General features: G+C 53.6%; 20 protein-coding genes. 10 read left to right on the top strand and 10 right to left on the bottom strand.

Annotated elements, in window-relative coordinates; all coding sequences use genetic code 11:
• Nucleotides 1-27: 27 nt before the first annotated feature.
• Genes AC6I8W_RS20975 through mdcH form a run of 3 tightly spaced genes read left to right on the top strand, consistent with a single transcriptional unit; the run spans nucleotide 28 to nucleotide 2,485 of the window.
• Nucleotides 28-987, top strand: a complete 960-nt coding sequence (locus AC6I8W_RS20975) for an AEC family transporter (protein WP_013511828.1) — start codon at nucleotides 28-30, stop codon at nucleotides 985-987.
• 2 nt (nucleotides 988-989) lie between these two features.
• Nucleotides 990-1,595 carry a malonate decarboxylase holo-ACP synthase gene (locus tag AC6I8W_RS20980; protein WP_497838780.1) on the top strand — a complete coding sequence of 202 codons (606 nt, stop codon included), beginning with the start codon at nucleotides 990-992 and terminating at the stop codon, nucleotides 1,593-1,595.
• On the top strand, nucleotides 1,592-2,485 hold the full coding sequence (gene mdcH / locus AC6I8W_RS20985) for a malonate decarboxylase subunit epsilon (RefSeq protein ID WP_497838593.1): 894 nt from the start codon (nucleotides 1,592-1,594) through the stop codon (nucleotides 2,483-2,485). The genes AC6I8W_RS20980 and mdcH overlap by 4 nt, the downstream gene beginning before the upstream one ends.
• Here mdcH and AC6I8W_RS20990 read toward each other — a convergent pair.
• On the bottom strand, nucleotides 2,470-3,414 hold the full coding sequence (locus AC6I8W_RS20990; RefSeq protein WP_497838594.1) for a LysR family transcriptional regulator: 945 nt from the start codon (nucleotides 3,412-3,414) through the stop codon (nucleotides 2,470-2,472). The genes mdcH and AC6I8W_RS20990 overlap by 16 nt on opposite strands.
• A gap of 238 nt (nucleotides 3,415-3,652) precedes the next feature.
• On the opposite strand from AC6I8W_RS20990, the gene AC6I8W_RS20995 reads away from it, so the two are divergent.
• Nucleotides 3,653-3,877: a hypothetical protein gene (locus tag AC6I8W_RS20995; protein ID WP_497838595.1), complete on the top strand. Its 225-nt coding sequence runs from the start codon at nucleotides 3,653-3,655 to the stop codon at nucleotides 3,875-3,877.
• A gap of 101 nt (nucleotides 3,878-3,978) precedes the next feature.
• Here the strand turns inward: AC6I8W_RS20995 and AC6I8W_RS21000 are convergent, their stop codons facing one another.
• On the bottom strand, nucleotides 3,979-4,311 hold the full coding sequence (locus AC6I8W_RS21000; RefSeq protein WP_497838596.1) for a gamma-glutamylcyclotransferase family protein: 333 nt from the start codon (nucleotides 4,309-4,311) through the stop codon (nucleotides 3,979-3,981).
• A 116-nt stretch (nucleotides 4,312-4,427) separates the two neighbouring features.
• Here AC6I8W_RS21000 and AC6I8W_RS21005 point away from each other — a divergent pair, with 116 nt between their 5' ends.
• On the top strand, nucleotides 4,428-4,682 hold the full coding sequence (locus tag AC6I8W_RS21005; protein WP_497838597.1) for a hypothetical protein: 255 nt from the start codon (nucleotides 4,428-4,430) through the stop codon (nucleotides 4,680-4,682).
• A 107-nt stretch (nucleotides 4,683-4,789) separates the two neighbouring features.
• Here the strand turns inward: AC6I8W_RS21005 and AC6I8W_RS21010 are convergent, their stop codons facing one another.
• Complete coding sequence (locus AC6I8W_RS21010) at nucleotides 4,790-5,476, bottom strand: RipA family octameric membrane protein (protein ID WP_497838598.1); 687 nt, start codon at nucleotides 5,474-5,476, stop codon at nucleotides 4,790-4,792.
• A gap of 161 nt (nucleotides 5,477-5,637) precedes the next feature.
• On the opposite strand from AC6I8W_RS21010, the gene AC6I8W_RS21015 reads away from it, so the two are divergent.
• Complete coding sequence (locus tag AC6I8W_RS21015) at nucleotides 5,638-5,991, top strand: DUF1428 domain-containing protein (RefSeq protein WP_497838599.1); 354 nt, start codon at nucleotides 5,638-5,640, stop codon at nucleotides 5,989-5,991.
• Between the two features lie 41 nt (nucleotides 5,992-6,032).
• Here AC6I8W_RS21015 and AC6I8W_RS21020 read toward each other — a convergent pair whose 3' ends face one another.
• From AC6I8W_RS21020 to AC6I8W_RS21030, 3 genes are read right to left on the bottom strand one after another with little or no spacing between them, the layout of a single operon-like run.
• Nucleotides 6,033-6,998, bottom strand: coding sequence for an acyltransferase family protein (locus tag AC6I8W_RS21020; protein ID WP_497838600.1), 966 nt, complete (start codon nucleotides 6,996-6,998; stop codon nucleotides 6,033-6,035).
• The gene (locus tag AC6I8W_RS21025; protein ID WP_497838781.1) at nucleotides 6,991-10,053 is read right to left on the bottom strand and encodes an efflux RND transporter permease subunit; all 3,063 of its coding nucleotides are present in this window, start codon (nucleotides 10,051-10,053) and stop codon (nucleotides 6,991-6,993) included. Before AC6I8W_RS21025 ends, AC6I8W_RS21020 begins: the two co-directional genes overlap by 8 nt.
• A complete protein-coding gene (locus tag AC6I8W_RS21030; RefSeq protein ID WP_497838601.1) occupies nucleotides 10,053-11,141 on the bottom strand; it encodes an efflux RND transporter periplasmic adaptor subunit in 1,089 nt (362 codons plus the stop codon). The genes AC6I8W_RS21025 and AC6I8W_RS21030 overlap by 1 nt, the downstream gene beginning before the upstream one ends.
• A gap of 441 nt (nucleotides 11,142-11,582) precedes the next feature.
• Between AC6I8W_RS21030 and AC6I8W_RS21035 the strand changes: the two genes are divergently transcribed.
• Complete coding sequence (locus tag AC6I8W_RS21035) at nucleotides 11,583-14,300, top strand: cation-transporting P-type ATPase (RefSeq protein ID WP_497838602.1); 2,718 nt, start codon at nucleotides 11,583-11,585, stop codon at nucleotides 14,298-14,300.
• Here the strand turns inward: AC6I8W_RS21035 and AC6I8W_RS21040 are convergent.
• Both AC6I8W_RS21040 and AC6I8W_RS21045 read right to left on the bottom strand, forming a co-directional pair.
• Nucleotides 14,289-15,314 carry an AI-2E family transporter gene (locus tag AC6I8W_RS21040; RefSeq protein ID WP_497838603.1) on the bottom strand — a complete coding sequence of 342 codons (1,026 nt, stop codon included), beginning with the start codon at nucleotides 15,312-15,314 and terminating at the stop codon, nucleotides 14,289-14,291. The two genes, AC6I8W_RS21035 and AC6I8W_RS21040, sit on opposite strands and share 12 nt — an antisense overlap.
• A gap of 116 nt (nucleotides 15,315-15,430) precedes the next feature.
• Complete coding sequence (locus tag AC6I8W_RS21045) at nucleotides 15,431-16,369, bottom strand: LysR family transcriptional regulator (RefSeq protein WP_497838604.1); 939 nt, start codon at nucleotides 16,367-16,369, stop codon at nucleotides 15,431-15,433.
• 163 nt (nucleotides 16,370-16,532) lie between these two features.
• Between AC6I8W_RS21045 and AC6I8W_RS21050 the strand changes: the two genes are divergently transcribed.
• The 3 genes from AC6I8W_RS21050 (at nucleotide 16,533) to AC6I8W_RS21060 (ending at nucleotide 20,861) form a co-directional block, all read left to right on the top strand.
• Entirely contained in the window at nucleotides 16,533-17,870 is a 1,338-nt protein-coding gene (locus AC6I8W_RS21050) for an MFS transporter (RefSeq protein WP_497838605.1), read from the top strand.
• Nucleotides 17,871-17,885: 15 nt separating this feature from the next.
• Nucleotides 17,886-19,052 (top strand): M20 aminoacylase family protein, encoded by a 1,167-nt coding sequence (locus AC6I8W_RS21055; protein WP_497838606.1) that lies wholly within the window; start codon nucleotides 17,886-17,888, stop codon nucleotides 19,050-19,052.
• A 444-nt stretch (nucleotides 19,053-19,496) separates the two neighbouring features.
• Nucleotides 19,497-20,861 carry a carbohydrate porin gene (locus AC6I8W_RS21060; RefSeq protein WP_497838607.1) on the top strand — a complete coding sequence of 455 codons (1,365 nt, stop codon included), beginning with the start codon at nucleotides 19,497-19,499 and terminating at the stop codon, nucleotides 20,859-20,861.
• 636 nt (nucleotides 20,862-21,497) lie between these two features.
• Here the strand turns inward: AC6I8W_RS21060 and AC6I8W_RS21065 are convergent.
• Both AC6I8W_RS21065 and attM read right to left on the bottom strand, forming a co-directional pair.
• Nucleotides 21,498-22,877: an MFS transporter gene (locus AC6I8W_RS21065; protein ID WP_497838608.1), complete on the bottom strand. Its 1,380-nt coding sequence runs from the start codon at nucleotides 22,875-22,877 to the stop codon at nucleotides 21,498-21,500.
• 266 nt (nucleotides 22,878-23,143) lie between these two features.
• Nucleotides 23,144-23,935 carry an AttM family quorum-quenching N-acyl homoserine lactonase gene (gene attM / locus AC6I8W_RS21070; protein ID WP_497838609.1) on the bottom strand — a complete coding sequence of 264 codons (792 nt, stop codon included), beginning with the start codon at nucleotides 23,933-23,935 and terminating at the stop codon, nucleotides 23,144-23,146.
• Nucleotides 23,936-23,943 lie beyond the last annotated feature (8 nt).

Below are 23,943 nucleotides of genomic sequence, written 5' to 3' on the forward strand. Positions count from 1 at the left end.
ATTCACTCTTCTAATAACAGGTGATTTATGACTTACGTGATTCTTCATGCCCTCGCGCCCATTTTTGTCATCATGCTGCTGGGTTTCTGGGCGGGCAAGGCCGGGATGGTCGATAACAAGAACGTCTCGCTGCTGAATATTTTTGTAATGGATTTTGCCTTACCGGCGGCGCTGTTCAGTGCCACGGTACAGACCCCGTGGAGCGGTATCGTGGCGCAGATGCCACTGATCGCGGTACTGACGCTGGCGATGTGGATTGCCTATGCGGCGCTGTACTTTATCGCCACCGGAATTTTCAAAAAGTCGCCACAGGATGCAGCAGTGCTGACGCTGACGGTGGCACTGCCGAACTATGCCGCGCTGGGGCTGCCGATTCTGGGCAGTGTGGTGGGTGAAGGTTCCGCGACGTCACTGTCGGTGGCGGTGTCCATCGCCTGTGGTTCGGTGCTGATGACGCCGTTTTGCCTGCTGATCCTCGAACGGGAAAAAGCGCGAGCCGCTGGTGAGACTCAACGTTCCACCCTGGCAATGTTGCCGGTACTGATGTGGCGTTCGGTGAAAAAACCCATCGTCTGGGGACCGTTGCTCGGGGTAGTGCTGTCGGCGTTTGGCGTGAAGATGCCGGATCTGCTGCTGGCCTCGATTAAACCGCTCGGACTGGCGGCCACTGCGGCAGCGCTGTTCCTGACCGGGGTGATCCTCTCGGCACGCAAACTGAAAATCAATAGCATGGTGATCAGTTCCACCGTCACCAAGTTGTTGATTCAACCGGCGCTGGCCTGGGGTATCGTACTGGTGTTTGGGTTACACGGCACCGTCGCGATCACCGCGATTCTGATGATTGCGCTGTCCGCCGGTTTCTTTGGTGTGGTATTTGGTAACCGTTTTGGCGTGCAGTCGCCGGATGCGGAAGCGGTGCTGCTGTTGAGTTCGCTGCTGTCGATCCTCTCGCTGCCACTGTTTATTTCATTAACCGCAGGAATCTGATGATGAACATCACCGCACGTCCCCATGACCTGCTCTGGCTACGCCATGACACGGCACTGCTCGGGATCGCCGAATCCTGGGTGGCTGAACTGTGGCATTGCCAGCAACCGGTGGTGGTGCGACGTGATGTGATGCAACAGGGGCTGATTCCAGTTGGCGTGCGCGGCCAGGCACGCCAGCAACGGGCGGCGGGTTGGGTAGCACCTGCTGACGTCGTGCGGGTGATCTCGCCGGAAATGCTGGTGGTGCCTGCCCAGTTAAATCACCACCCGACAGTGCAGGCGCTGGTGATGCTGCGTCAGCATCACTGGCCGTGGGAGTGGGGCGTCACCGGCAGCACCGGTTTTGCGCTGGCAACCGGCTTACCGGTGCTGCATCACGATAGCGATTTGGATCTGCTGATCCGTGTGCCAACGCCATTGCCGCCTACTGACTTTGCCCGTTGGCAACGGGCCTTGTCGACGCTGCCTTGCCGCGCCGACACGCAAATGGAGACGCCGCAAGGTGGCTTTGCCTTGAATGAGTGGTTACGCAACGGACGTGTGTTGCTGAAAACCGCACGCGGACCGCGTTTGACGGACAACCCCTGGGCAGAGGAGATGCCATGAAAACCTTGTTTACCTTTCCCGGTCAGGGCGCACAACGGCCTGGTATGCTCAACGACCTGCCACGCGATGACAGTTGGCAGCAGGCGCAAGCCGTATTGGGTGATGAACTGATCAGCCTCGATAGCCATGACGCATTACAGCATACTCGTGCGGTGCAGTTGGCGCTGCTGATTGCCGGGGTATCCGCCGCCCGCAGGTTGATGGCGCAGGGTGTGCAACCGGATATGGTGTGCGGCTTGTCGATTGGTGCGTATCCGGCGGCGGTGATAGCCGGTGCGCTGGACTATGCAGATGCGCTGCGGCTGGTGGCGCTGCGCGGCGATCTGATGGAAGGGGCGTATCCACAGGGTTATGGTCTCACCGCCATCAACGGCCTGCCGCTGCGACAGGTGGAGCCGCTGGTGGATAATCGGCACAGTTTTATCGCCAACATTAACTCAGAATCGCAGATTGTGATCGCGGGTAGCGAGACGGCGATGAAAGCCGTCGGAGATGCGGCGCGGGCGCAAGGCGCAAACTGCGTACGCCGTCTGGCGATCAGCGTGCCATCCCACTGCGCGTTGCTGAATAAACCGGCGAGCAAGCTGGCGGAACATATGCAGCAGGTGCGGCTAAACCCACCACGCTGTGCGTACCTCAGCGGCAACAGCGCCAGGGTGCTGTGGCAGCCGGAACGTATTGCTGACGATCTGGCAATGAATATGGCGCGTCAGGTACGCTGGCATGAGGCGATGGTGGCGGCTGAAGAACGTGAGGTGCGGCTGGTGATTGAAATGCCACCGGGCGGAGTACTGACCGGCCTGACGCGCAGCACCCAGCCGCAAGGGGAGTGCCTGGCGCTGGAACGCAGCAGCACGGAACTGGTGCAACATCTCTACGCCCGTGGCTGAGCCTTATCCTGTAAGCTCAGGGCATACATCCGGCCCTCCGCCACCAGCGCCAACAGATTAGGGTCATGCTCGCGGTTGCGGGCGAAGACGATGGCGATCTGCTGGCGCATCTGATACGGCTCGGCCAGCTTGCGAAACTGTAAATCGTGTTCGTATTGTTTGCGCATGCGTCCCGGCACCAGCGAATATCCCATCCCCGCCTGCACCAGGCTGAGCATCGAAAAGATATCATTGACGCGCGTAACGATATTGGGTTCAAAACCTGCCACGTGACACGCTTCCTGAAAACCTGTAAAGGTGGCGAACCCTTCATCGAGCGAGACAAAGGGTTTGTCGCTGTAGTCGCGCAGATCGATATCTTCCGCTGCATCGCGGGGTTCGGCGGTGGGCACCGCCAGATAAATATCATCCTGAAACAGACCCACCTGCTCAAACACCTTCTGGTCAATTTCCGTTTCCGTCACCGAAATGATGATTGCGTCTAACTGATTATTTTGCAGCATCCCCGTCAGTACCTGATTGGATCCCATCGTCAGGTTCAGCTCCAGTTCCGGACGACGCAGTTTCATATTCATGATCAGACGCGGCACGGTTTCCAGCGACAACGAATACAATGTGCCGATGCGCAGATGCCCCAACCCGATACCCGCTGTGCGGCGTGTCTCTTCCAGCCCCTGGCTGAGGGTCTGCAACGCTTCGCGACTATATTCCAGCAGTGTCCACGCGGCGGGCAGCGCCACCAGATTGCGTCCCTTGTGGGTAAATAACGGGCAACGCAGACTCTCCTCCAGCGTATGCAGCGCGCGGTGCACGCTGACGGTGCTGATGTTGAGGGTTTCCGCCGTGCGCGCCAGATTCTCGCTTTCCATATAGGTGCAGAAAATGAAAAGTTTGCGCACCGTCAAATCATTGTCGAAATTAAGTTTCATGAATAAAGTCATTAAAAATGAATGCGATGGTAATCATACACCTTTCAATTGCATCATGCGGCGTGCCATCTCGCAGTGAAGGCTACAATCTGTAGCGGCGCGATTTATCACGCAACAAATAACTTACACATCATGACGTTGTCGATAGTTGTGTGACGTTACCATTCAACATATGATACTGGCGCTGAAATTGTACAGCCTCACGTTGTCGGGGATTTCCCGGCTTTAAGAGGGCACAATGATGTGCAATTTAGTATTAAAACTGCTGATGCTGGCTGGTTTTGATGGGGATGCTCATCAGCTGACGCAACAATGCTGGTCAGGGGCGGCGACTCAGGCAGGAAAATATGCCGTTATTGCGGTGGTTATTCTGGTTGGGATTTTAGTTCGGCGGTTGTGGAAAAAACTAAGGGGAGCGACGCGCCAACGTCGATCCCCTCAAGATAAACCACATCGTAAGTAGTTTTTCCGGCGGTCACGGTCACTACCCACCGTGCCGCCGTTTTTTATTATCAATAAGGGCAAGGTTGCCGTCAACCCGATTTTGTTACGGTGCAGATTTAATCACAGATTCTGCGGTTGCAACTGGTATACCCATGCCGTAACCAACTGGCCCTCAACAGTTGTCACATCCACCTTGACTCGATCATAACCTTCTTCAAACTCATCCAGCATCGGCCAGTGGGCTTCCAGGTTGTCGGATAAAAACAGGTAGCCGTCGACGCGAGGCGCGCTTTTGTCCAGCACGATGCCGGGGAAATCTGCTGCTGCTCCCCAGCCGCGTTCATAAAAGGTGCCTGTTACATGCCCGGCCAGCCATTCTCCGCCAATCTCTTCCAGGATATGCGCATTAGAGCGGCCGGGGCACAGTGTGCCGTAGACAAATAAGCGTTTCATTTTCCCTCGTGAAATCAGACAAAAGAGGTACTTTAACCGGTGTGATAAGCGAGGTCTATCGCATTGAAAACCAATAACGTCTGGCAGACGTGAGGCCAGGTGTGAATAATCGAAGCATGACTATTTATCGCGTAAGAGTGGGGTTTCATAACCCTTCTGCCCTGACCTTCAGACAACTTGATGAAATTCTCGAACCACAACGTTTCTGGCGTACCGAGCCTGAACGTGGCCAGTTTCGTTATTTCAATGAATATGAATATCAGTCAGACGAACGCGATCTTTGCGCGGTGTGCTCGCTGGCTTACTCACAGGCGTGTCGGGTGAGGAAATGTCCGTTGATTCTGGTGGAAGTGATAACTCAGCCTGTATAAAAACTGCCCTGAATCGTAGCGGCGCGATTTATCGCGCGGACCTAAGCCGCGATGAAAATGCTTGAAATAGCGCGATAAATAGCGCCGCTACGATATGTGCGGGGGATTTATTGTTTCTCTTTTTCGTCTTCAGCAGGGATCAACGGCTCATCAATGTCACTCTGTTGACCGGACTTCAATAACTGGAGGTCGAGGATCACATAGGTCATGGTGCTGATAAATAATGAGATAACGCTGCCAATCACACCACTGGTGGTGAAGGTGAAAAAGTTATACATCACCACCCATGTCACGCTGATAAATAACGCCAGAGAAATGGTGATGGTGGGCTGCGAATAGTGCGTGGTGCGCGCGCCCATTATATTGATTTGATGGCTCAGATTGCTGGCGGTGTATTTTTCCAGCAACAGAATGCTGCGCTCCCAGTTGCGTGTCCGGCGTGCGCTGCTACGGGTAAAAAATAGAAATAGTAAGGAAAGGAAAAAGCCGGAGAAGGCGATCAATACCGGCACCGCTTCCAGCGCGTAAGTAATGCTTTTATGGCTGGAGCTTTTGGCGGTGAGGTCTAATGTGAGAGACGCCCCCAATCCGGCGTAAAGAAACACAAACAGCGCGAGGAATAACGCGCTACGTTTCCAGTCCAGTTCTGACTCAATATTTACCTGCTGGCGAGCCACCTGAAGTGCCTGGTGCAGTTGGTTCGCCTGGGGGGAGTCCGCTTCGATGCTATCAATTTTTTCGCCAAAGAAGCTGTGGATAAAGGGCTGGTCAGTCTGATCAATGGTAATGCGCATAAAATTCCGTTTGGACTAATGATGATAAAGGTAAGTCTACCGTAAATCAGTGCCGCAAGCCTGGATTGCTGTTGGACTGTCATTTTGCCGCCTGTCACGCAAATCCTGCCTGCATATCTCTCGTACACTGATGACTCCTGGTTAACGACGGAGGAATTCCCATGTCCTATGTTGATGGATTTGTTGTGGCGGTCCCACTGGACAAAAAAGACGCGTATCTGGCAATGGCGACTCAGGCCGCGCCGTTATTTAAGGAGTTTGGTGCGACGCGGATTGTCGAGTGCTGGGCGGATGACGTGCCAGACGGCAAACTCACCGACTTCCGCATGGCAGTCAAAGCGGAAGAGGATGAAACGGTGGTGTTTAGCTGGATTGAGTACCCTTCCAAAGAAGTGCGCGACGCGGCCAATCAAAAACTGATGGCCGACCCGCGAATGAAAGAGATGGGCGAAAACATGCCGTTTGATGGCAAGCGAATGATTTACGGAGGTTTTTCGCCCATTCTTGATGAGTGACTTGCCCTCGCTGGCTGTGCGGCGTGCCGCCAGCCATCTCATCACAGGCTAATCAGCTTCTTCACCCCTGGGATCTGCAACAGCAGCAGTGAAATCATCATCGATAACATCACGGTCAAGCCAATCACCATGATCTTATCGACCAGTGAACGGATGGTAATCGACCAGGCGAGGATGTTAAACACCAGGTAATGCAGGATGTAGACGCCCGTCATGGTCTTACCGAGGGTGGCGAACAGGGCGGGCAGCTTTTTCCAGTGTGCGGGTACTCTTATTGCGTTGACACTAATCGCCATCAGGATCACCAGAAAATAAACCTGCGATCCGGTCAGTACGAAGTCATTGCCGGTGGTGATAAAGCGCGCGATAAAGTAATAGCGTTCATAAAGCCAGGTAAACAAATACACCGCTGGCAGCAACAGCAGACTGAGTTTCACTACCCGTACCGATTGCAGCATTTGAATCACGCTGGGCAATGCCATCAGACGACCTGAAAGGTAGTACAGCACCCAGGTCCAGATACGATATTGCGGCAGTAGTGAGAAAGCGCGATTGTTCGGGTACAGCACCGCCAGAATGTCATAGAGGAAAGCCGCCAGCAGCAGCACAAAAATAATCGCCGCCATTTTGCCAGGGAAAAGGAGCAGGCGGTCAATCAGCGGTTGTGAGACATAAATCAAAATCAGTGAAATCACAAACCACGGCTGAATCAGATAACCTTTATTTTGCACTCCCGCGAACCAGAAAAAGCTAAACCAGAAGAGGAAGATCAGCATAATGCGGCGGATCTTGTCCAGTTGCCAGTTTGGACTGTGCTTCTGCCCGGCATCCAGATAGCCGCTCAACAAAAAGTAGAGCGGCGTGGCGATGGTGGAGATAAAACTCAGGATATTCAGCGCGAGGCTGTAATTGTAGTTGTAGCGGTCGTAGCTCTGATACAGGGTGAAAAAGGAGACCGCCGTCATACATGCCAGGGTTTTCAGCAGATTCAGCCCGATATTATTCATCGGCAGCGTCCCTGGCATGGAAGCAACGATACAACACCGGTAGCACCAGAAGCGTCAGTACGGTGGCAAAACCCAGCCCGAAAATGATCACCACCGCCATGCTCTGGAAAAACACATCGCGAAGCAGCGGCAGCAGGCCCAGCACTGTAGTGAAAGCGGTCAGTAAAATGGGCCGCAAACGTGATGTCGCAGCATCCAGAATCGCTTCCTGAAACGGTTTTTGTTGCCGGAGCTGACGGGTCTCTTCCAGTAATACGATCCCGTTACGGATCAGCATGCCGGACAGGCTCAACAAGCCAATCAACGCCATAAAGCCGAACGGAATCCCGGTAAGCAAAAAGCCGCAGGTCACGCCAATTAAGGCCAGTGGAACGGTGATCCAAATCGCAACAGCATCGCGCAGGGAATTGAACATCAGTATGGTGATCACAAACATCACCAGGAAACCCATGGGCAACGAACTTAACAGGCCGCTTTGTGCTTCACGTGAGCTTTCCAGCTCGCCACCCCATTCCAGACGATAACCCGCGGGCAGTTGCAATTGTTCAATTTGCGGCTGAACGCGCGCCACCACCTGGGCTGCGGTTAACCCTTGCGCCGGGTCAGGATCGGTTTGTACCGTCAACACGCGCATCCGATCGCGTCGCATAATTAGCGGATTTTCCCACTCGAGGCGGAAATCAGAAATCACATTACTCAGCGGAACAAAATGTTGCAGCGAGGCGCTCCACAGCTGGATGTTGGCGATATGATCAATATTTTGTCGTTCCTCGCGTGCCGGGAACAGCATGATCGGGATCAGCCGCGAGCCGTCACGGAAAATACCCACCGCATCACCACTGAAGTTCATGCGTAGCGCCTGGTCAATGTCGCGTTTATCGACACCCAGTTCCTGGCCGCGCAATGCCGAGTATTGTGGCCGGATGACTTTGCTGCGTTCCTGCCAGTCATTGCGCACCGGGAAAGTGGTGCCGTCTGCCTGGAAAATGCCGTCAATCTGGCTGGCGATATGGCGAAGCACATCCGGGTCGGGACCGATGACGCGCAGTGCGATGGCGCTGTCACTGGCGCTGCCAAACTGGATACGTTTAATTCGCTCATTCACTTGCGGATATTGCTGCTGAATATAATGTTCGGTGGCCAGCGCAATGCGTTCCAACTGGCGGCCATCTTTCACCCGCACCATGATTTGCGCGTAATTGGTGTATTGGCGCGTCGCGTCGTAGGTCAGGGTAAAGCGCATCGCACCCTGACCAATGGTGGTGACCGTGGCGTCAACGCCCGGCTCCTGATTAATAAATCGCTCGATTTCTGCCGCCGTCGCGGCGGTAAAATTGATATCCGTACCATAGGGTAACCAGAGATCGGTAAAGAAAATCGGCGTGTTGGAGGAGGGGAAAAAATTCTGTTTTACAAAGGTGAATCCGTACAGCGAGGCCGCGAGACAGGCCACCATCACGGTGATGGTCAGCCAGCGCATACGAATCAATCCGGCCAACGTGCTGCGATAGACGCGGAATACCACGCCCTGGTAAGGGGATTGATCGTCCTGAGGGGGTAGATGGAGTTCTTTGCGGCGCGCTTCACTCCATTTAATAAACACTGGCGTCAGCGTCAGTGCAGTGATCCAACTGAGCAGCAGAGAAATCAACAGCACCTGGAATAGCGATTTACAATATTCCCCGGTGGAATCTTGCGACAGGCCAATTGGCGCAAACGCAATGATGGCAATCACGGTGGCACCCAGCAACGGCAGCGCCGTGCGCTTGATCATCTGCGTGGTGGCCTGTTGTAACGGTTTGCCGCGTTGTTGGTCGATCTTGATACCTTCGACCACCACAATGGCGTTATCCACCAGCATACTCAGGGAGATGATCAACGCCCCCAGTGAGATGCGCTGGAGTTCCAGCCCAAACAGGTACATTACCAGTAACGTTCCGAGCACGTTAAAAGCGAGTGAAGCGGCGATAACGATACCGCTGCGTATCCCCATAAATATCAGCAACGTACCGACAACAATCGCTAACGCCATCAGGAAGTTAAGGATAAAGCCGTCCACCGACTGCTTCACCTCATGGGCTTGGTTATAAAAGACTTTCAGTGAAATCCCGGCAGGTTTGTCTTGCTGATAATCCTGTAGTTTTTGGCTCAACGCATCACCGACGTTAATCACGTTAACGCCGGGTGCGAAGGAGACACCAATTGCCAGTGCGTCATGCCCATCGGCATGGTAGAGATTGTTCGGGGTGTCGGTGACGCCGTGTGACAGGGTCGCGATGTCATGCAGATGGATGGTTTGCGTGGTGCCGGGGCGCGATATTGGCAGATTGGCTAAGTCATCCAACGACTGAAACTCGCCGGTCGGGTTGAAACGGATCGACTCACCTTCGAGGCGGATACTCCCGGCATTGGACACCACATTGCTGCGGCTGAGCAGGTCGGCTACCCGCGCCGGGGTGATACCGTAGCTGCTCATTTTGGTGCTGGAGAGGGCGATCCGAATCTCTTCCTGCTGCACCCCGGCCACGGCCACCTTCGCGACACCTGGCACCAACACCAGATCGCGCCTCAGCTGGTCGGCATAATTACGCAGTTCATCGTTGCTGAAATCCTTGCCATAAATAACAAAGAAATAGCCATACACATCGCCAAAGTCGTCGTTAACGAAGGGAGCATTGACGCCGGGTGGGAACTGGAGTGCGGCATCGCCGACGCGTCGCCGCAACTCATCCCAGATTTGCGGCAGCTGATTGGCGAGATAACTGGTATGAATTGAGACGGTGATCTGTGACAGGCCATTGCTGGAAATCGAGCTGACGTTGTCGAGTGAAGGTAAGCGCTGCAACGCATTTTCCAGCGGCAACGTCACCTCTTCCTCCACCTGCTGTGCCGATGCGCCGGGATATTGCGTAACGATGACCGCCGCCTTGATGGTGAATAACGGATCTTCGAGTCGGCCAATGTTAAGCAGGGCATAAATCCCGCCAACGCCCAGCAGCAGGATGACCATCCAGATGCGGACCGGTTTATTAATAAAGTTATCAAAAATCCGCATCATAACCCCCGCTCACGGGTCCAGATGCGGATCGCTTCACCGTCACGCAACTCGCCAGTACCGGCTGACACCACACGGTCACCGGATTTTAATCCGCTGGTGATTTCAATGCCTTCGGCACTGACGTTGCCGACGGTAACTTGCTGATCCTTGACATGTAAATTGTCGCCTTCACCGACAATCAGCCAGACATGCGGTTGATTGGTAGGGCTGCGGTCCGGATTGAATACCGCCGCTCCGGGTATCACCACCTGCGATTGTTGCGGCGCATTCGGCAGGTTGTGCAGTTGAATACGCACCGAGCCACTCAGTCCGGCCACATTGGGCAAATCGGTGGGACGTGGCATGGTCAGCACCACCTGCCAGGTGAGCGTCGCAGCATCGGTTTGGGTCGTGTGTTCTTTATAGCTGGCGGTGAAGGTGCGGTTGGGCAGGGCGTTGAATTGGACTTCCGGCTGATAACTGACGTTCTGGATATCAAGGCTGGTAAATAAACTTTCTGGTACGGTGAAAATCACATCCAGCACATCAGCGCGTGTCAACAAGGCAACAGGCTGCCCGGCAGCGACCACCTGATGATTACGCACATCGACGCGCGCAATCACGCCATCAAATGGGGCACTGAGGGTGAGAAACTGCAACTCTTCCTGGGCGACCTTCAGCGCGGTAGCTGCCGCATCACGATTAGACTTTTGTACATCCATATCCGCTTGCGACACCGCACTGCGATTGGATAGCGTGCGGAAACGCTGATATTGCCGATCGGCCAGTTGGAAACTATTTTGCCGATCTTTCACCCGTAAACGTGCATCGGTGTCGTTGAGGCGGGCCAGGGTTTGATTCGCTTTCACCACCATGCCATCGCGTAAATCGAGCTGTTCGATGCGGCCGGCACGTTTAAAGGCCAGTTCGGTATTATCCCCTGCCTGAATACGTGCCGGAAAGACACGCACATTGCTGGCACTGCCGGAGGTGATGGTAAACGCTTTAACGACGCGCGGTTGGGGTGGGGGCAATTCTTTTTTTTCATCGCACCCCACAATTAACAGCGCACAGGAAAGTAAAAGTATGGCCTTGTATTTTATCATTATTTTTCCCTCATCCTGAAAATAACCCGCCATAATATAATCAGCTAAGATTCAACAAAGTGTTAATCCGGTGGCTGAACTATGAAATATGCGACACCACCACATAAGTCAGTAACCCTACCAGCGTTGTGGCAACAACGGCCATGATAACGAAGCCACAAACTAACTTAACTGTTTGTATTTCCATTACTGTTTACCTTTATTTTTTTATGTACTGAGATCGGCAAGAGACGCATGCAGCCTGAGGCTGACCGAGCGAGCAAAGTAACATTGCCATTCTGATAATATAGATTAGATTTAATTTATCTCATTCAAATCATTAGTCAGATCGCTTTTTCGGATAATGATGCCGGCAGGTGTCAGACAAATCTAATTACCTCAAATTATGTGTGTTTTTTTGAAAAACTCATTTTAACAATAGCTTAGTAGCTAGGGGTCAATATGGAAAATGGTCAAGCTCAGGATAAGGGTGTACAGCCCTGGTATCAGTACTCCACAGAGGAAACTTTCCAGCACTTAGCAAGCTCCCCGTCTGGTTTGTCATCCAGCGACGCCAGCGAACGTTTGAAGAAACACGGTCCCAATGCATTGCCGCAAAAAGCTGAGAAGTCAGCGTTACTGAAATTTATTGCACATTTTAAAGACGTGTTAATTTATATCCTCTTTGCCGCTGCGCTTATTACCGCTGTGATGGCGCATTGGGTGGATACGTTTGTCATCATTGGCGTTGCGGTGATTAATGCATTAATCGGTTTTGTTCAGGAGAGTAATGCCGAGAAATCCCTGAAAAGTATTCAAAATATGTTAGCCAGTGAAGCGATTCTGGTGCGGGATGGTAAACAGACCACCGTCGCCACCCAGGATATCGTGCCAGGGGATGTGGTGATGCTGCGTCCCGGCGATAAAATTCCGGCGGATTTACGCTTATTTGATGTGCATAACCTACGGGTGGAAGAGGCGATTCTTACCGGTGAATCGACGGTGGTGTCCAAGAACGTCGCGACGCTGGAGGGGGAAAAATCCCTCGGCGACCGTCTCAACCTCGCTTTTTCAGGTACGACGGTTAGCTCAGGTACGGCATCGGGTGTGGTGGTTGCCAGCGGAGGTGACACTGAGCTGGGACACATCAATGAGATGATCAGCTCGGTGAAAGAAGTAAAAACGCCGCTGCTGGTGCAGATCGACAAACTTGGCAAAGCCATTTTCTTCATTATCGTATTGATGATGGTGGCGCTGTTTATTTTTGCCTGGCTGCTGCGTGACATCCCGTTCCCGGAACTGGCGTTGTCAGTGATCAGTTTGGCGGTGGCCGCGGTGCCGGAAGGTTTACCGGCGATTATCTCCATTATTCTCTCGCTCGGCGTGCAGTCCATGGCACGCGTCCAGGCCATCATTCGTAAATTGCCTACCGTTGAAACCCTCGGAGCGATGTCCGTAATTTGCTCGGATAAAACCGGCACCCTGACCATGAATGAAATGACGGTCAAAGCGGTGGTGCTGGCGAAAAGCAGATGGCGCGTCAGCGGCAACAGCTATGAACCGAAAGGCGAAATTGTGGCGGAAGGCGATGCCAATGGATTAAATTCGGCGACCGATCCGTTGTTTCAGCAATTTTTACGCGCGGTGGATACCTGTAACGAAAGCCAGCTCCAGCAGGATGCCAATGGTCATTGGGTGATAGTGGGTGGCCCGACCGAAGGTGCGATGAAAGTGCTGGCGGCGAAAGGTATTACGCAGAAGCAATCGGTCGAGGTGGTCAGCAAATTACCTTTTGATTCTTTGTATAAATACATGTCGGTCAGCTGCGTGGCTGATGGTCAGTCGTTTATTTTGCTGACCGGTGCACCTGACGTGTTGTTGAAACTTTGCCAGCAGCAGCAAACGCCGCAGGGAGTCGAACCCCTCGACCTGGCGTACTGGGAAGCGGCAATCACCACCTATGCCAGCGAAGGATTACGCACTGTGGCTGCGGCGTGGAAGCCCATGCCTGCGCCTGTGACTACCCTCGACCACGATGAACTGAAAAATGGCATGGTGCTGTTGGGATTGGGCTGCATGATGGACCCACCGCGCCCTGAAGCCATCTCGGCGATCCACGAATGTCAGCAGGCTGGAATTCGCGTCAAGATGATCACCGGCGACCATCAGGAAACCGCCATGGCGATTGGGCAGATGCTGGGTATTGGCAACAGCAATTCAGCGGTGACCGGCTATGAACTGGAGCATATGAATGACGCCGAGTTGGCACAGGCGGCAAAAACCTATGACATCTTTGCGCGTACCAGCCCCGAACATAAATTACGGCTGGTAAAAGCGCTGGAATCCAGCGGTGAAATCGTCGGGATGACCGGTGATGGAGTGAATGATGCCCCGGCACTGAAACAGGCCAACGTCGGCATTGCCATGGGTATCAAAGGGACTGAAGTGACGAAGGAGTCGGCGGATATGATTCTGGCCGATGACAACTTCGCCACCATTGCGGCGGCGGTGAAAGAGGGGCGGCGGGTTTACGATAACCTGAAGAAAACCATCCTGTTTATTATGCCGACTAACCTGGCGCAGGGCTTGTTGATCATCATTGCCATCCTGATGGGTAACCTGCTGCCGCTCACCCCGGTGCAGATTCTGTGGATGAACATGGCAACCTCCGCCACCCTGTCATTTGGGCTGGCGTTTGAACCGGCAGAAGCCAATGCCATGCGCCGTCCACCGCGCAATGTCAAAGCGCATGTCATGGATGGCTACGCCATCTGGCGTGTCATCTTTGTCGGTTTGCTGATTTCGATTAGCGCCTTCGTGCTGGAAGCCTGGCTCCAACCGCGCGGCTACAGTGAGGAGTTTATCCGCACCGTACTGCTGCAAATGCTGGTGACGGCGCAATGGGCCTATATGATTAACTGCCGTAACTCGGAAGGCTTCTCCCTTGACAGCGGACTGGTCAAAAACAAAGGCATCTGGATGGTGACGCTGGTGCTGATTGTGCTCCAGGCCATTATCATCTATGTTCCGCTGATGAACACGCTGTTCGGTACACGTCCGTTACCGATTAACTATTGGTTCATCTCGTTGATCGTCAGTATCGCCATCTTTATCATCGTGGAAATAGAAAAACGTCTGACGCGCGCCTGGCGTGGCGTTAATACGCAGTCATTGATCTGATAATCCGGGGTCCTGCTGTTGCCGGTAGCTGGCCAGCAGGACTTTTTTGATCAGATACGTTAGCGGAATGGCGAGGATGGCACCGGTGATCCCCAGTAATGCCTGCCAGAACAGAAAAGCCAACAGTTGGCTGGTTAACGCCATATCAAGACGCTTACCAATCATCAGCGGTTCCAGCACCGAGCTGAGCGTCAGATTTAACAGCACAAAGAAACCGGCTATCGCCAGCGCCACTTCCAGGTCAAAGGCGATATAGCTCTGCACCACTGGCGGAATCGCCGCCATAAAGGAACCCAACACCGGGATGTAGTTGAAAACAAACATCAACACTCCCCAGAAGAAGGCAAATTTCAGCCCCAGCAGCTGCGCACCGCCCCAGACAATCACGCCACCAAATATACCGGTTAACGTTTTTACCCGCGCATAGACAATGACGCTCTGGATCCCGTCATCGAGCGCATGATAAAGCGCCGCAGAGTTGCCGTGTGCGCGTTTTTCCAGTGCGTTTTTCAGCAGCGGCAGTTCATACAACATAAACAACAACATCAGAAACACCATCACCCACCACGACAGCACGCCGGGAATTTGGGTGAGGAAAGCGGTTACCCATTTGACCACTGCACCGACATCAATAAATGCCAGCATCTCATCCGGGGCCAGCACGATGCCAACCTGGTCCAGCGCCTGGGTGATCTCCTGCAAGCGGGTGGTTAACAACAGGGGCGTCTGACGACTAAGCAGGATCAAATCGGGCGTCAGTACCGTGAGTTTATAAATGGTGACAACAATCACCAACAGCAGCACCAGAATGATCGCCAGGGAGGAGAGGATGCGCGGAATACGCTTGTGTTCCAGCCAGCTTACCAGCGGATCCAGCATGATGGAGAGTAGCAACGCCAGCAGCACCTGATTGATAAGATGCGCCGACAGGTGAAGCCCGATCAAAATCAGCGTCAGGCAGGCAAGGAGAATCAATACACGAGATAACTGCGGCCACGGGGTAAACCAGCTCATTGCGTCATTTCCCTGAAGTTAACGATGCGCTGCATAGTGCATTAACTATATCTGCAATGTTTTGATTCAGCATAGTTTGGGGAGTCATGGGCAGTGACTGCCCAAAACAAATACACTTAAGTCTGATTAACCACCATTTCACGTGCGTCACTCTGCTGCAACCAGTCACGGCTGATCACCCGTAACATCTCCAGAAAGCCGCGCCCGGCGGTAGACAGGCGGCCAATGTTGGCACATAAGATGCCGATATCGGTGGCCGGTAACACCTCCTTCAATGACAACGGGCGCAAGCTTTCCTGATAGCCGGGAAAGCGCAATCGTACCGACGTCCACATGCTGACCATCTCAGCTTCGTCCATCAATCGCGCCATGATAGTTGGGGACGAACAGTGGATCACCCGTTCCGGCAGCGGGAGATTATAGCGGCGAAAAACTTGCGCCAGAATCGAATGGTCGCCTGGTTCATCCCAGTCCAGCCAGGGATAAGCCAGCAACTTGCGCAGAGAAGTCGTGTGGGTTATGGGGTGATTTTTGCCCGCGATGATGGCGTTGCTCAGGGAATACAGCATTTCATAATACATCGGTGCGATACGCATCCCATCGGTGGAGGAGATCACCGCGAGGTCGATGCGATTATTCTCCAGCGCGTCATACAGCTGATGAGGACGTCCTTCCATCGCGATCAGTTTTACGCCGGGAAAGCGTTGCTGATACTGAAGTAACGTGGTGGTGAATGGCCCCCAGGCGGCGGCGGAGGTGAAACCGACACGAAGCTGACGCATCGCTTTGCCCAGCAGGTGAACAATCTCTTCACGCGCCTGATTCAGAGAACGATCAATATCCCGCGCATGGCGCAGCAACACCTGCCCATATTCGTTGAGCGTCACCCCCCGTGAAGAACGTTCAACGATGGGCATACCGATCTCCGCTTCCATCTCCTGAATGGTTTTACTGATAGCCGGTTGTGTCAGATGCAGGGTCCGTGCGGCTTTACCAATGCTGCCCTGAGCGGCCACTTCCAGTAAGACATCGAGCTGATTGAGTTTTATTTTCATGCTTTCCTCAGATTTTACTCACATCGATGGTGCAGCAAATGCACCATCAACATTCAGGACAGATAACTCAGGGCATAACAATTTCTCATGATTGAAATGTAATTTATTTATGACAATAGTGCACCTTCCACCGTTTATGAAACGTTACTGGAAGGATTTGCGTATGAAAAAAGTCAAATGTGCGCCTGCTGAGGCGCAGGCAGCGGTTTCGCTTCCTTTCAGCGACACTGCAACGATAAACCGGCGTACCCAGGCAAAATCGCTGTTTGCCGTGACGCTGGGCAATGGCCTCGAAATCTATGATTTCGCCGTTTATAGCTTCTTTTCTGTCATTATTGGACATCTTTTCTTTCCCACCGATAGCGACTCCGCCTCGTTATTACTGGCAGTGGCGACCTTTGGTGTTGGATTTTTTATGCGTCCGCTTGGTAGCCTGGTGCTGGGGCACTACGCCGATAAACATGGGCGTAAGGCGGCGCTGACGCTGATTATGGCGTTGATGGCGCTCGGCGTAGCGCTGGTCGCCTTCGCACCGACCTACGCGCAAGCCGGAATGCTGGCACCTGCCTTACTGGTTATCGGGCGTCTGTTACAAGGCTTCTCTGCCGGTGGCGAAGTGGGTGCGGCGACCAGTTGGTTGATGGAGGCGGGAGGCAAGTCGCAGCGCGGGGTGCGTGTGAGTTGGCAGATGGCCAGCCAGGGTGGTGCGGCATTGCTCGGCGCGGCGATGGGGGCGTTATTAACCCACAGCTTAAGTCATGATGCCCTGTATAACTGGGGTTGGCGCATACCTTTCATTGTTGGTCTGGCGATTATGCCGGTCGGGATTTATATCCGTCGCCACCTGAATGAAACCCACACGCCATCGGTTGAGCCAGCGGCAGGCGGAACACCGGCGGGTCGTCTGTGGCGGGAGCATCGTCGTAGCCTGTTGCTGGGCATTCTGCTGGTGATGAAAAGCACCACCACGTTTTACATCATCGTCTATTACATGCCCGCTTATATGGTGCATACCCTGCACATGCCGGAAGCCACCTCGTACTGGATTAGCCTGATGGCTGCTTCATTAACGCTGGTGGTGCCTTTTTTTGCCGGGAAACTGGCGGATCGCCTGCCACGTCGTAAGCCCCTGTTGCTTGGCTGCGGCGTCGGTTCGTTATTACTGGTATGGCCGATCTTTGCCAGCTTGCACCACGGCGCACCCTTCGCGCTGACACTGGCATTGATTACCCTCGATCAGGTGCTGGCCAACATCACCGCAGTGGCTTTCTTTTTGCTGATTCTCGAAGCCTTCCCACGCCCGATACGTGCCTCGGGTATGGCGCTGATTTATGCCATAGGCGTCACCCTGTTCGGTGGCTTTGCCCAATTTAACGTCACCTGGTTATTAAATGTCACCGGCGACGCTATGGCCCCGGCATGGTATCTGCTGCTTAGCGCGGTGGTGTCATTGTCGGCATTGCTGGCATGGCGTGAACAACCGGTTTTATCCGATGAGTAACAGCTGAGGTTTAACATGTTGATTAAAGAAATTCTCGCATTCGAGGACGAGATGATTGCGATCCGCCGTGATTTTCATCAGCACCCGGAATTGGGTTTTGAAGAATTCCGCACCAGCGATCGTATCGCCGAACTGCTGGCGTCATGGGGTTATACTGTGCACCGTGGTCTGGGTGGCACTGGGGTGGTCGGCACGCTGAAGGTCGGCAATGGCAGCAAACGTCTGGGATTACGTGCCGATATGGACGCCTTACCGATGCAGGAGTTAACCGATGTTCCGTGGCGCAGCCAGGTCGCAGGAAAGATGCATGCCTGCGGCCATGACGGGCACTGCGCGATGCTGTTGTCCGCCGCCCGCTATCTGGCGGAGAAACGTCCTTTCAGTGGCACGTTGCATGTCATTTTCCAACCGTCGGAAGAGTCATACGGCGGTGCGCGGCGCATGATGGATGACGGTCTGTTTCGTTTATTTCCCTGTGATGCGGTATTTGGCTTACACAATTTTCCGTTGCTGCCGGCCGGACATTTTTTCACCAAACCAGGGCCATTGATGGCCTCTTCCGACAGCATGACCATTACGTTACATGGCAAAGGAGGGCATGGTGCGACGCCGGAAAATACGCTCGACCCTACGGTAGCAGGTGCGGCGATTGTCATGGCGTTGCAGACCATCGTGTCGCGCAATGTTGATCCGCAAGATGCGGTGGTCGTCACTGTCGGAAGTCTGCAAAGTGGTAGCACCCATAACGTTATCCCGGACAGCGCAGTGCTCAAACTCAATCTGCGTACCTTCAGTGCCGCAGTTCGCGAGAAAGCAAAGGCGAGGATTGAACAACTGGTACAGGCGCAGGCTGGCAGTTTTGGTCTGACCGCCACTATCCAGCCGGATTTTGGTTACCCTGTCACCGTCAACCATGAGACGGAAACGGCGTTTGCGACCCAGGTAGCACGTGATACCTTCGGCGCGGAACGTGTTGCTGAGTACGCTGAGGTCAAGCCGCTGATGGGCAGTGAGGATTTTGCCTTTATGCTGGAGGAGGTACCGGGAAATTATATCTGGTTGGGCACCAGCACCGGTGGGGAGGACTACGCGGTGCACCATCCGTTGTATCAGTTTAATGATGCCTGTCTGTCGACTGGCGCGACTTACTGGGCGCGCTTAACGGAAGCCTTTCTGCGTTAAGGCAAATTCATCAGCATGCGGTCAATAAATGACCTGGCATTTCTCCGGGGCCGCAGGACGCGGCCCGGAGAAGTTTATCCACAGGGTTTTGGCGCGGATATGCACCCGGAATGTGGACAACCAGGTTCTATGCACCTCATGGTAGCAACGCCATTTATCGCGCGGGTTTTAAACCGGCAAGAGCGGGTTAAATAAGATCTTCCTCACATTATTTAATCAAGATACCGATAACCGCTTGCCTGCCCACCGTACTTTGATGATGATGCTCCCCATTCAGGATTGTTACTGTTTTACAGGCAAAACCTAAATCACCTGGTTCTGGTTATTCAGAGTCAGGCGATTTAGGTTTTTTTTTTGCTAAAAATTCCGACAGTGAATTGACTCAGGCAGATATTTATCTGCCGGGTTAACTACGCCCTAAAAAAATAGAGAGAAGAGAAAATCATGATTAAAAGCATGAGGGTTTTCCGTTCGACAATTCTGGCTGGATTACTTTTTACTGCGCTAAATACCCACGCGGAAGACCCACAGTGGAATGGTACGGTATTGGGTTTTGAAGCACCGGGAAAAGGTTTACTGGGGGATATGCTGGGCATTCGTCCGATCCTGAGCGATAACGGATTTAACTATAATTTTCAGTATTTAAATGAAAATGCATACAATATCGCCGGGGGTTATAATCACGATCATCACCTCGCCTATATTGATCAGTTCGCTATCACCTTTACCCAGGATCTGGAGCGCTTTACCGGTATTCCGGATGCGACCATTGAAGGTAATATTGTTAACCGTAATCACGATGACAGCCTGTTAACCAAGCGCGTACAGGATTCACGCGTCAATATTAATGATGCTACGCAGGAAAGTGCCGGAACAGGTTCCATTACCCGTCTGGGCTGGTTAACCTTTAGCCGAACCTTTGACGATCGCCGTTTACAATGGCGTATCGGGATGATGAATAAAGTCCAGACATTCGATCAAATTGCCCCCTGTGATTTTCAGACGCTGATGTTGTGCGGCGGAAAATCAGCCAACTCAATGCTGTGGAGCAACTGGAATATTCACACCTGGGGAACCACCTTTGCGTATAAAGTGACCCCGGAACTGACCCTTAAAGCAGGTATTATGGAGCAGAATCCTTCGGCTACCGAACGCAGCCATGCCTGGAGTTGGTCAACGAAAGGTAGTAAAGGGTTTATTTTGCCGCTGGAAGTGGAGTGGAAAACCCATATTAATCAGTTACCCGGTATTTATAATTTAGGCACGCAATTTACCAACGCCAAACAATCCGATCTTTACAGTGGGAAAACACAAAATGCCGGGGCGAATGATCCCGAAGGTTATAAAGAATATAACCGTACCTGGTTTTTCTATGGCGGGTTCAACCAGCAACTCACGCGCCATGTTGATGATGCCAATCGCGGTTTAAGCGGCGGCGTCAATGCCGGGTTTGGTGATCAGCGTAGTAACTATATCCATTACGTCACGGCGGCGACCTTGCGTTATCGCGGGTTGTTTGATGCACGCCCGGAAGACTGGATTGGTGTGGGTGTGTCGTATATCGATATCAGCAATCACTACAGCCGCAATCAGCAGGAGAAAAATAGCCTGCAAGGGGTGAGCGACTATTTTGACCCGCTGTATAGCCCGGTGCCGGGACATGCGGTCAACGCTGAACTTTATTATCGCTTCCGTCCCGTCAGTTGGCTTGAGTTGCAGCCCGGTATTCAATACTGGCATCGCCCTGGCAGCCTGAGCGAAACCCAGGATGCTTGGGTGGGCGAACTGAAAACGGTGGTGACGTTCTAATTCTTTGTTTCCGTATCGGCGCGATTTATCGCGTAATGCTGGTCAGTTAAGCAATCAATGATAACGCAGTCTGGTGCCGCACAGGGGCTGGCGGTCCTCGCGCCGCTGACGCGGTGCCTTCACGTCATTCGTCTGCCTGACGGACCGGCGGCGATGGAACATCCCTGTCCCACCCCGCCTTTCGCGCGCATCCATGCGCGCTCTCCTGGCAGACTCACTCTGTTCAGCGCTGCGGATTGCCTGCCCTTGAGCGGCCCCAGCCTGCTCCGAAGCGTCGGTGTGTGTTGCCAGAAAGGGCACAAGCGTGCAGGCCATAGCGCCTCTGCTGCTGCAAAGGGCTATCCGCAGCGCTGAGGCTTTGACGTTGTGCCAGGAGACTCACGCATGGATGCGTGAGTCAGTTCGGGGTGGACAGGGATGGACTTCCCCGAACGGTCCGTCGGCACGACGTTGAAGCCGGAGGCACCGCGTCAGCGGCGCGAGGACGGCCCGGCAGCAGCAGAGGGGCGATGGCCCACAACAGAGCACGCATGAAAAAAGGCTGCCATTCCTTAAAAAATGGCAGCCTTACTCGAATATGACCTTAACTGACCAGCATTACGCGATTTATCGCGCCGTTACGGAATGTGTCCCCACTTATCGGTTATTTAAGGTTTGTGACAGCGCGGGGATGTCGGTGAGTCCGGCGCCTTTTATTTTTAGGGTTAAAGGAATGGTGCGATGCAAAACAATACTCAGCGCCGCCAGTAGGGCGGGCAGGGCGAGAACAAAGAAAATCGCCGACTGTCCAGGGAATGCACCCATCAGCAAGCCACCGATTGACGAACTCAGGATCGCCCCGGTGCGACCAATACCATGCATCCAGCTGACGCCAGTGGCGCGGATTTCCGTGGGATAATAAGCCGGTGAGTAAACCTGTAGGCCATTTTGCGCACCGTTGATACACATGCCGATGACAAAAATAAAGGCTCCGAGCGCCACCCCGCTAAAGCCAAACAAGCCCTGCGCCACCAGACACAGGCAGCCGAGCAGGTAGACCACGCCAATGACATATTTGGCGCGCAGTTTGTCCATCAGCGCACCGACAATAATGCCGCCTAACGGGCCGCCAAGCTGGAATAATCCCGCCAGAATGGCCGCCTGCTCCAGCGAAATACCGCCGGAACGCATAATGGTAGGCAGCCAGCCGTTCAGCAGGTAAATCACGAACAGCCCCATAAAATAGGTCAGCCACAGAATGATGGTGCCGCGTGCAAAGCCGTTGCGGAAAAGTTGCGAAATCGGGCTGTGACCATTAACGCGCGGTGAGTGCAGCACGAAGCCGCTGTCGGGACTGAAGCTACCGCCCATCCGGTTCAGCAGGGAGGCGATCTGCCTGCGCGGGGCTTTACGCACCAGCAGATTCAAAGCAGATTCCGGCAGCAGCCAGACAAAAAACGGCAGCATTAACAGAGGAACAGCGCCGCCAAATACCAGCACCGCTTGCCACGACCAGACACTCAGCAATCCTGCCGCGATAAAGCCACCCAAACCGGAACCGATGTTGAAACCGCTGAACATCAGGGTAATCATCACGCCTTTGCGCCGTTCCGGCATATATTCCGACAGCAGTGTGACGCAGTTCGGCATCACCGCGCCCAGTCCTAAGCCGGTGAGAAAGCGTAGCAGCGCCATCTGCAACGGCGTGCTGGCAAAGGCACAGGCGAGGCTGAACGCTGAGAACATCAGAAAGGACAACAGAATAATCCGTTTACGGCCAAAGCGATCGGAGAGTGGTCCGGCGATTAACGCGCCGATAGCCACACCAAACATCGCCGCCCCGAGGATCGGCCCCATTGCGGCCCGGGAGATGCCCCAGTGTTCAATTAACGCCGGCGCAATAAAACCCATAGCGGCGGCGTCGTAACCGTCGAACATAATGATGATCAGACAGAGGAATAACACGCGCCATTGAAAGCGCGAAATCGGTCGGGCGTCGATCCATGCTTTGATATCGACCAGGTTGTTTGTGTTCATGGGTACGCTCTCTGTTATGCCGTGTCAGACGGCTATTGTCATGGTGAGAGAAATTTAACAATCCGATCACACCTTAAGCATGGCGCGGGGCAGTGTCTGTCAAAAAAGGCTTTTAAGGGTATGAGTTGGGTTTATATTGTGAGCTGGCTGACAAACTCAGAAAGGGAAAAAGCGCGTACAGGCTGGGATTATCCACAGAGGGATAAAATAAGCGTATGAATTTCGTTTAGCAGACGATAAAAAAGGGGCATAACGCCCCTCGGGATTCAGGCGTAGTACTCGGGGGCTTTTTTAAATCCTGCCCAGGCATCTGGATCATGGCCGGTGACGACAATCGCATCCGCTCGCTCGGCAACCGCACGCAGTTTCTGCACCGAACGTACCGAATCTACTGCCGAAGCGAGGAAGCCCGGCAGCGCTTTTTGCTCCCAGTGATCAACCGTATAAGCGGCATCGATCGTCAGCAACAGCGGTTTGCTGTTGGGCAAACGAACCAGGAAGGATTGATGTCCGGGCGCGTGGCCGGGCGAGAAAATGGTGGTGAGGGTGCCATCACCGTAAATGTCGTAGAAGTCATCGTCGGTGCCGTTAAGGAATTGCCAGTTCAGTCCGGGACGATCGAAATCATGACGGATATAGCCACCCGCAGCGAACCAGTCCGGGGTAAAGGCGTATTCATACTCCGCGCGCTGGACAATATGGCGCGCATTCGGGAAGCGACCGATAGCCCCGGTGTGGTCGAGATGCAGATGCGACTGCACCACATATTTCACGTCTGCCGGGTCGATACCGAGCGCTTTGACCTGATCAACACAGCCCTGATCTTCGCCGAGCACTGGCCAGTAAACATCGCAAATCCCGCCCCAATAGCCACGTGGATCGGTTGCCACTTCAATCGCGTTGCCGCCATCGATAATGGTATGACCGTCAGGATGGGTGATCAGAAAGAACGGAACCGGGATTTCATAATCGGCCCCGGACTCCTGGTTCATCTTAATGTTGTGAACCTTACATTTCAGGGTGCCGGACTGGAGCATGTAGAGTCGTATATCTTTCATACTGTGCA

It is taken from the genome of Pantoea sp. X-Soil-TKNS-1211 (assembly GCF_059730495.1).

Excerpts from the sequence above, each read along its gene's own strand:
- AC6I8W_RS20975 (WP_013511828.1), top strand. The coding sequence starts at position 28 with ATGACTTACGTGATTCTTCATGCCCTCGCGCCCATTTTTGTCATCATG.
- AC6I8W_RS20980 (WP_497838780.1), top strand. The coding sequence starts at position 990 with ATGAACATCACCGCACGTCCCCATGACCTGCTCTGGCTACGCCATGAC.
- mdcH (WP_497838593.1), top strand. The coding sequence starts at position 1,592 with ATGAAAACCTTGTTTACCTTTCCCGGTCAGGGCGCACAACGGCCTGGT.
- AC6I8W_RS20990 (WP_497838594.1), bottom strand. The coding sequence starts at position 3,414 with ATGAAACTTAATTTCGACAATGATTTGACGGTGCGCAAACTTTTCATT.
- AC6I8W_RS20995 (WP_497838595.1), top strand. The coding sequence starts at position 3,653 with ATGATGTGCAATTTAGTATTAAAACTGCTGATGCTGGCTGGTTTTGAT.
- AC6I8W_RS21000 (WP_497838596.1), bottom strand. The coding sequence starts at position 4,311 with ATGAAACGCTTATTTGTCTACGGCACACTGTGCCCCGGCCGCTCTAAT.
- AC6I8W_RS21005 (WP_497838597.1), top strand. The coding sequence starts at position 4,428 with ATGACTATTTATCGCGTAAGAGTGGGGTTTCATAACCCTTCTGCCCTG.
- AC6I8W_RS21010 (WP_497838598.1), bottom strand. The coding sequence starts at position 5,476 with ATGCGCATTACCATTGATCAGACTGACCAGCCCTTTATCCACAGCTTC.
- AC6I8W_RS21015 (WP_497838599.1), top strand. The coding sequence starts at position 5,638 with ATGTCCTATGTTGATGGATTTGTTGTGGCGGTCCCACTGGACAAAAAA.
- AC6I8W_RS21020 (WP_497838600.1), bottom strand. The coding sequence starts at position 6,998 with ATGAATAATATCGGGCTGAATCTGCTGAAAACCCTGGCATGTATGACG.
- AC6I8W_RS21025 (WP_497838781.1), bottom strand. The coding sequence starts at position 10,053 with ATGCGGATTTTTGATAACTTTATTAATAAACCGGTCCGCATCTGGATG.
- AC6I8W_RS21030 (WP_497838601.1), bottom strand. The coding sequence starts at position 11,141 with ATGATAAAATACAAGGCCATACTTTTACTTTCCTGTGCGCTGTTAATT.
- AC6I8W_RS21035 (WP_497838602.1), top strand. The coding sequence starts at position 11,583 with ATGGAAAATGGTCAAGCTCAGGATAAGGGTGTACAGCCCTGGTATCAG.
- AC6I8W_RS21040 (WP_497838603.1), bottom strand. The coding sequence starts at position 15,314 with ATGAGCTGGTTTACCCCGTGGCCGCAGTTATCTCGTGTATTGATTCTC.
- AC6I8W_RS21045 (WP_497838604.1), bottom strand. The coding sequence starts at position 16,369 with ATGAAAATAAAACTCAATCAGCTCGATGTCTTACTGGAAGTGGCCGCT.
- AC6I8W_RS21050 (WP_497838605.1), top strand. The coding sequence starts at position 16,533 with ATGAAAAAAGTCAAATGTGCGCCTGCTGAGGCGCAGGCAGCGGTTTCG.
- AC6I8W_RS21055 (WP_497838606.1), top strand. The coding sequence starts at position 17,886 with ATGTTGATTAAAGAAATTCTCGCATTCGAGGACGAGATGATTGCGATC.
- AC6I8W_RS21060 (WP_497838607.1), top strand. The coding sequence starts at position 19,497 with ATGATTAAAAGCATGAGGGTTTTCCGTTCGACAATTCTGGCTGGATTA.
- AC6I8W_RS21065 (WP_497838608.1), bottom strand. The coding sequence starts at position 22,877 with ATGAACACAAACAACCTGGTCGATATCAAAGCATGGATCGACGCCCGA.
- attM (WP_497838609.1), bottom strand. The coding sequence starts at position 23,935 with ATGAAAGATATACGACTCTACATGCTCCAGTCCGGCACCCTGAAATGT.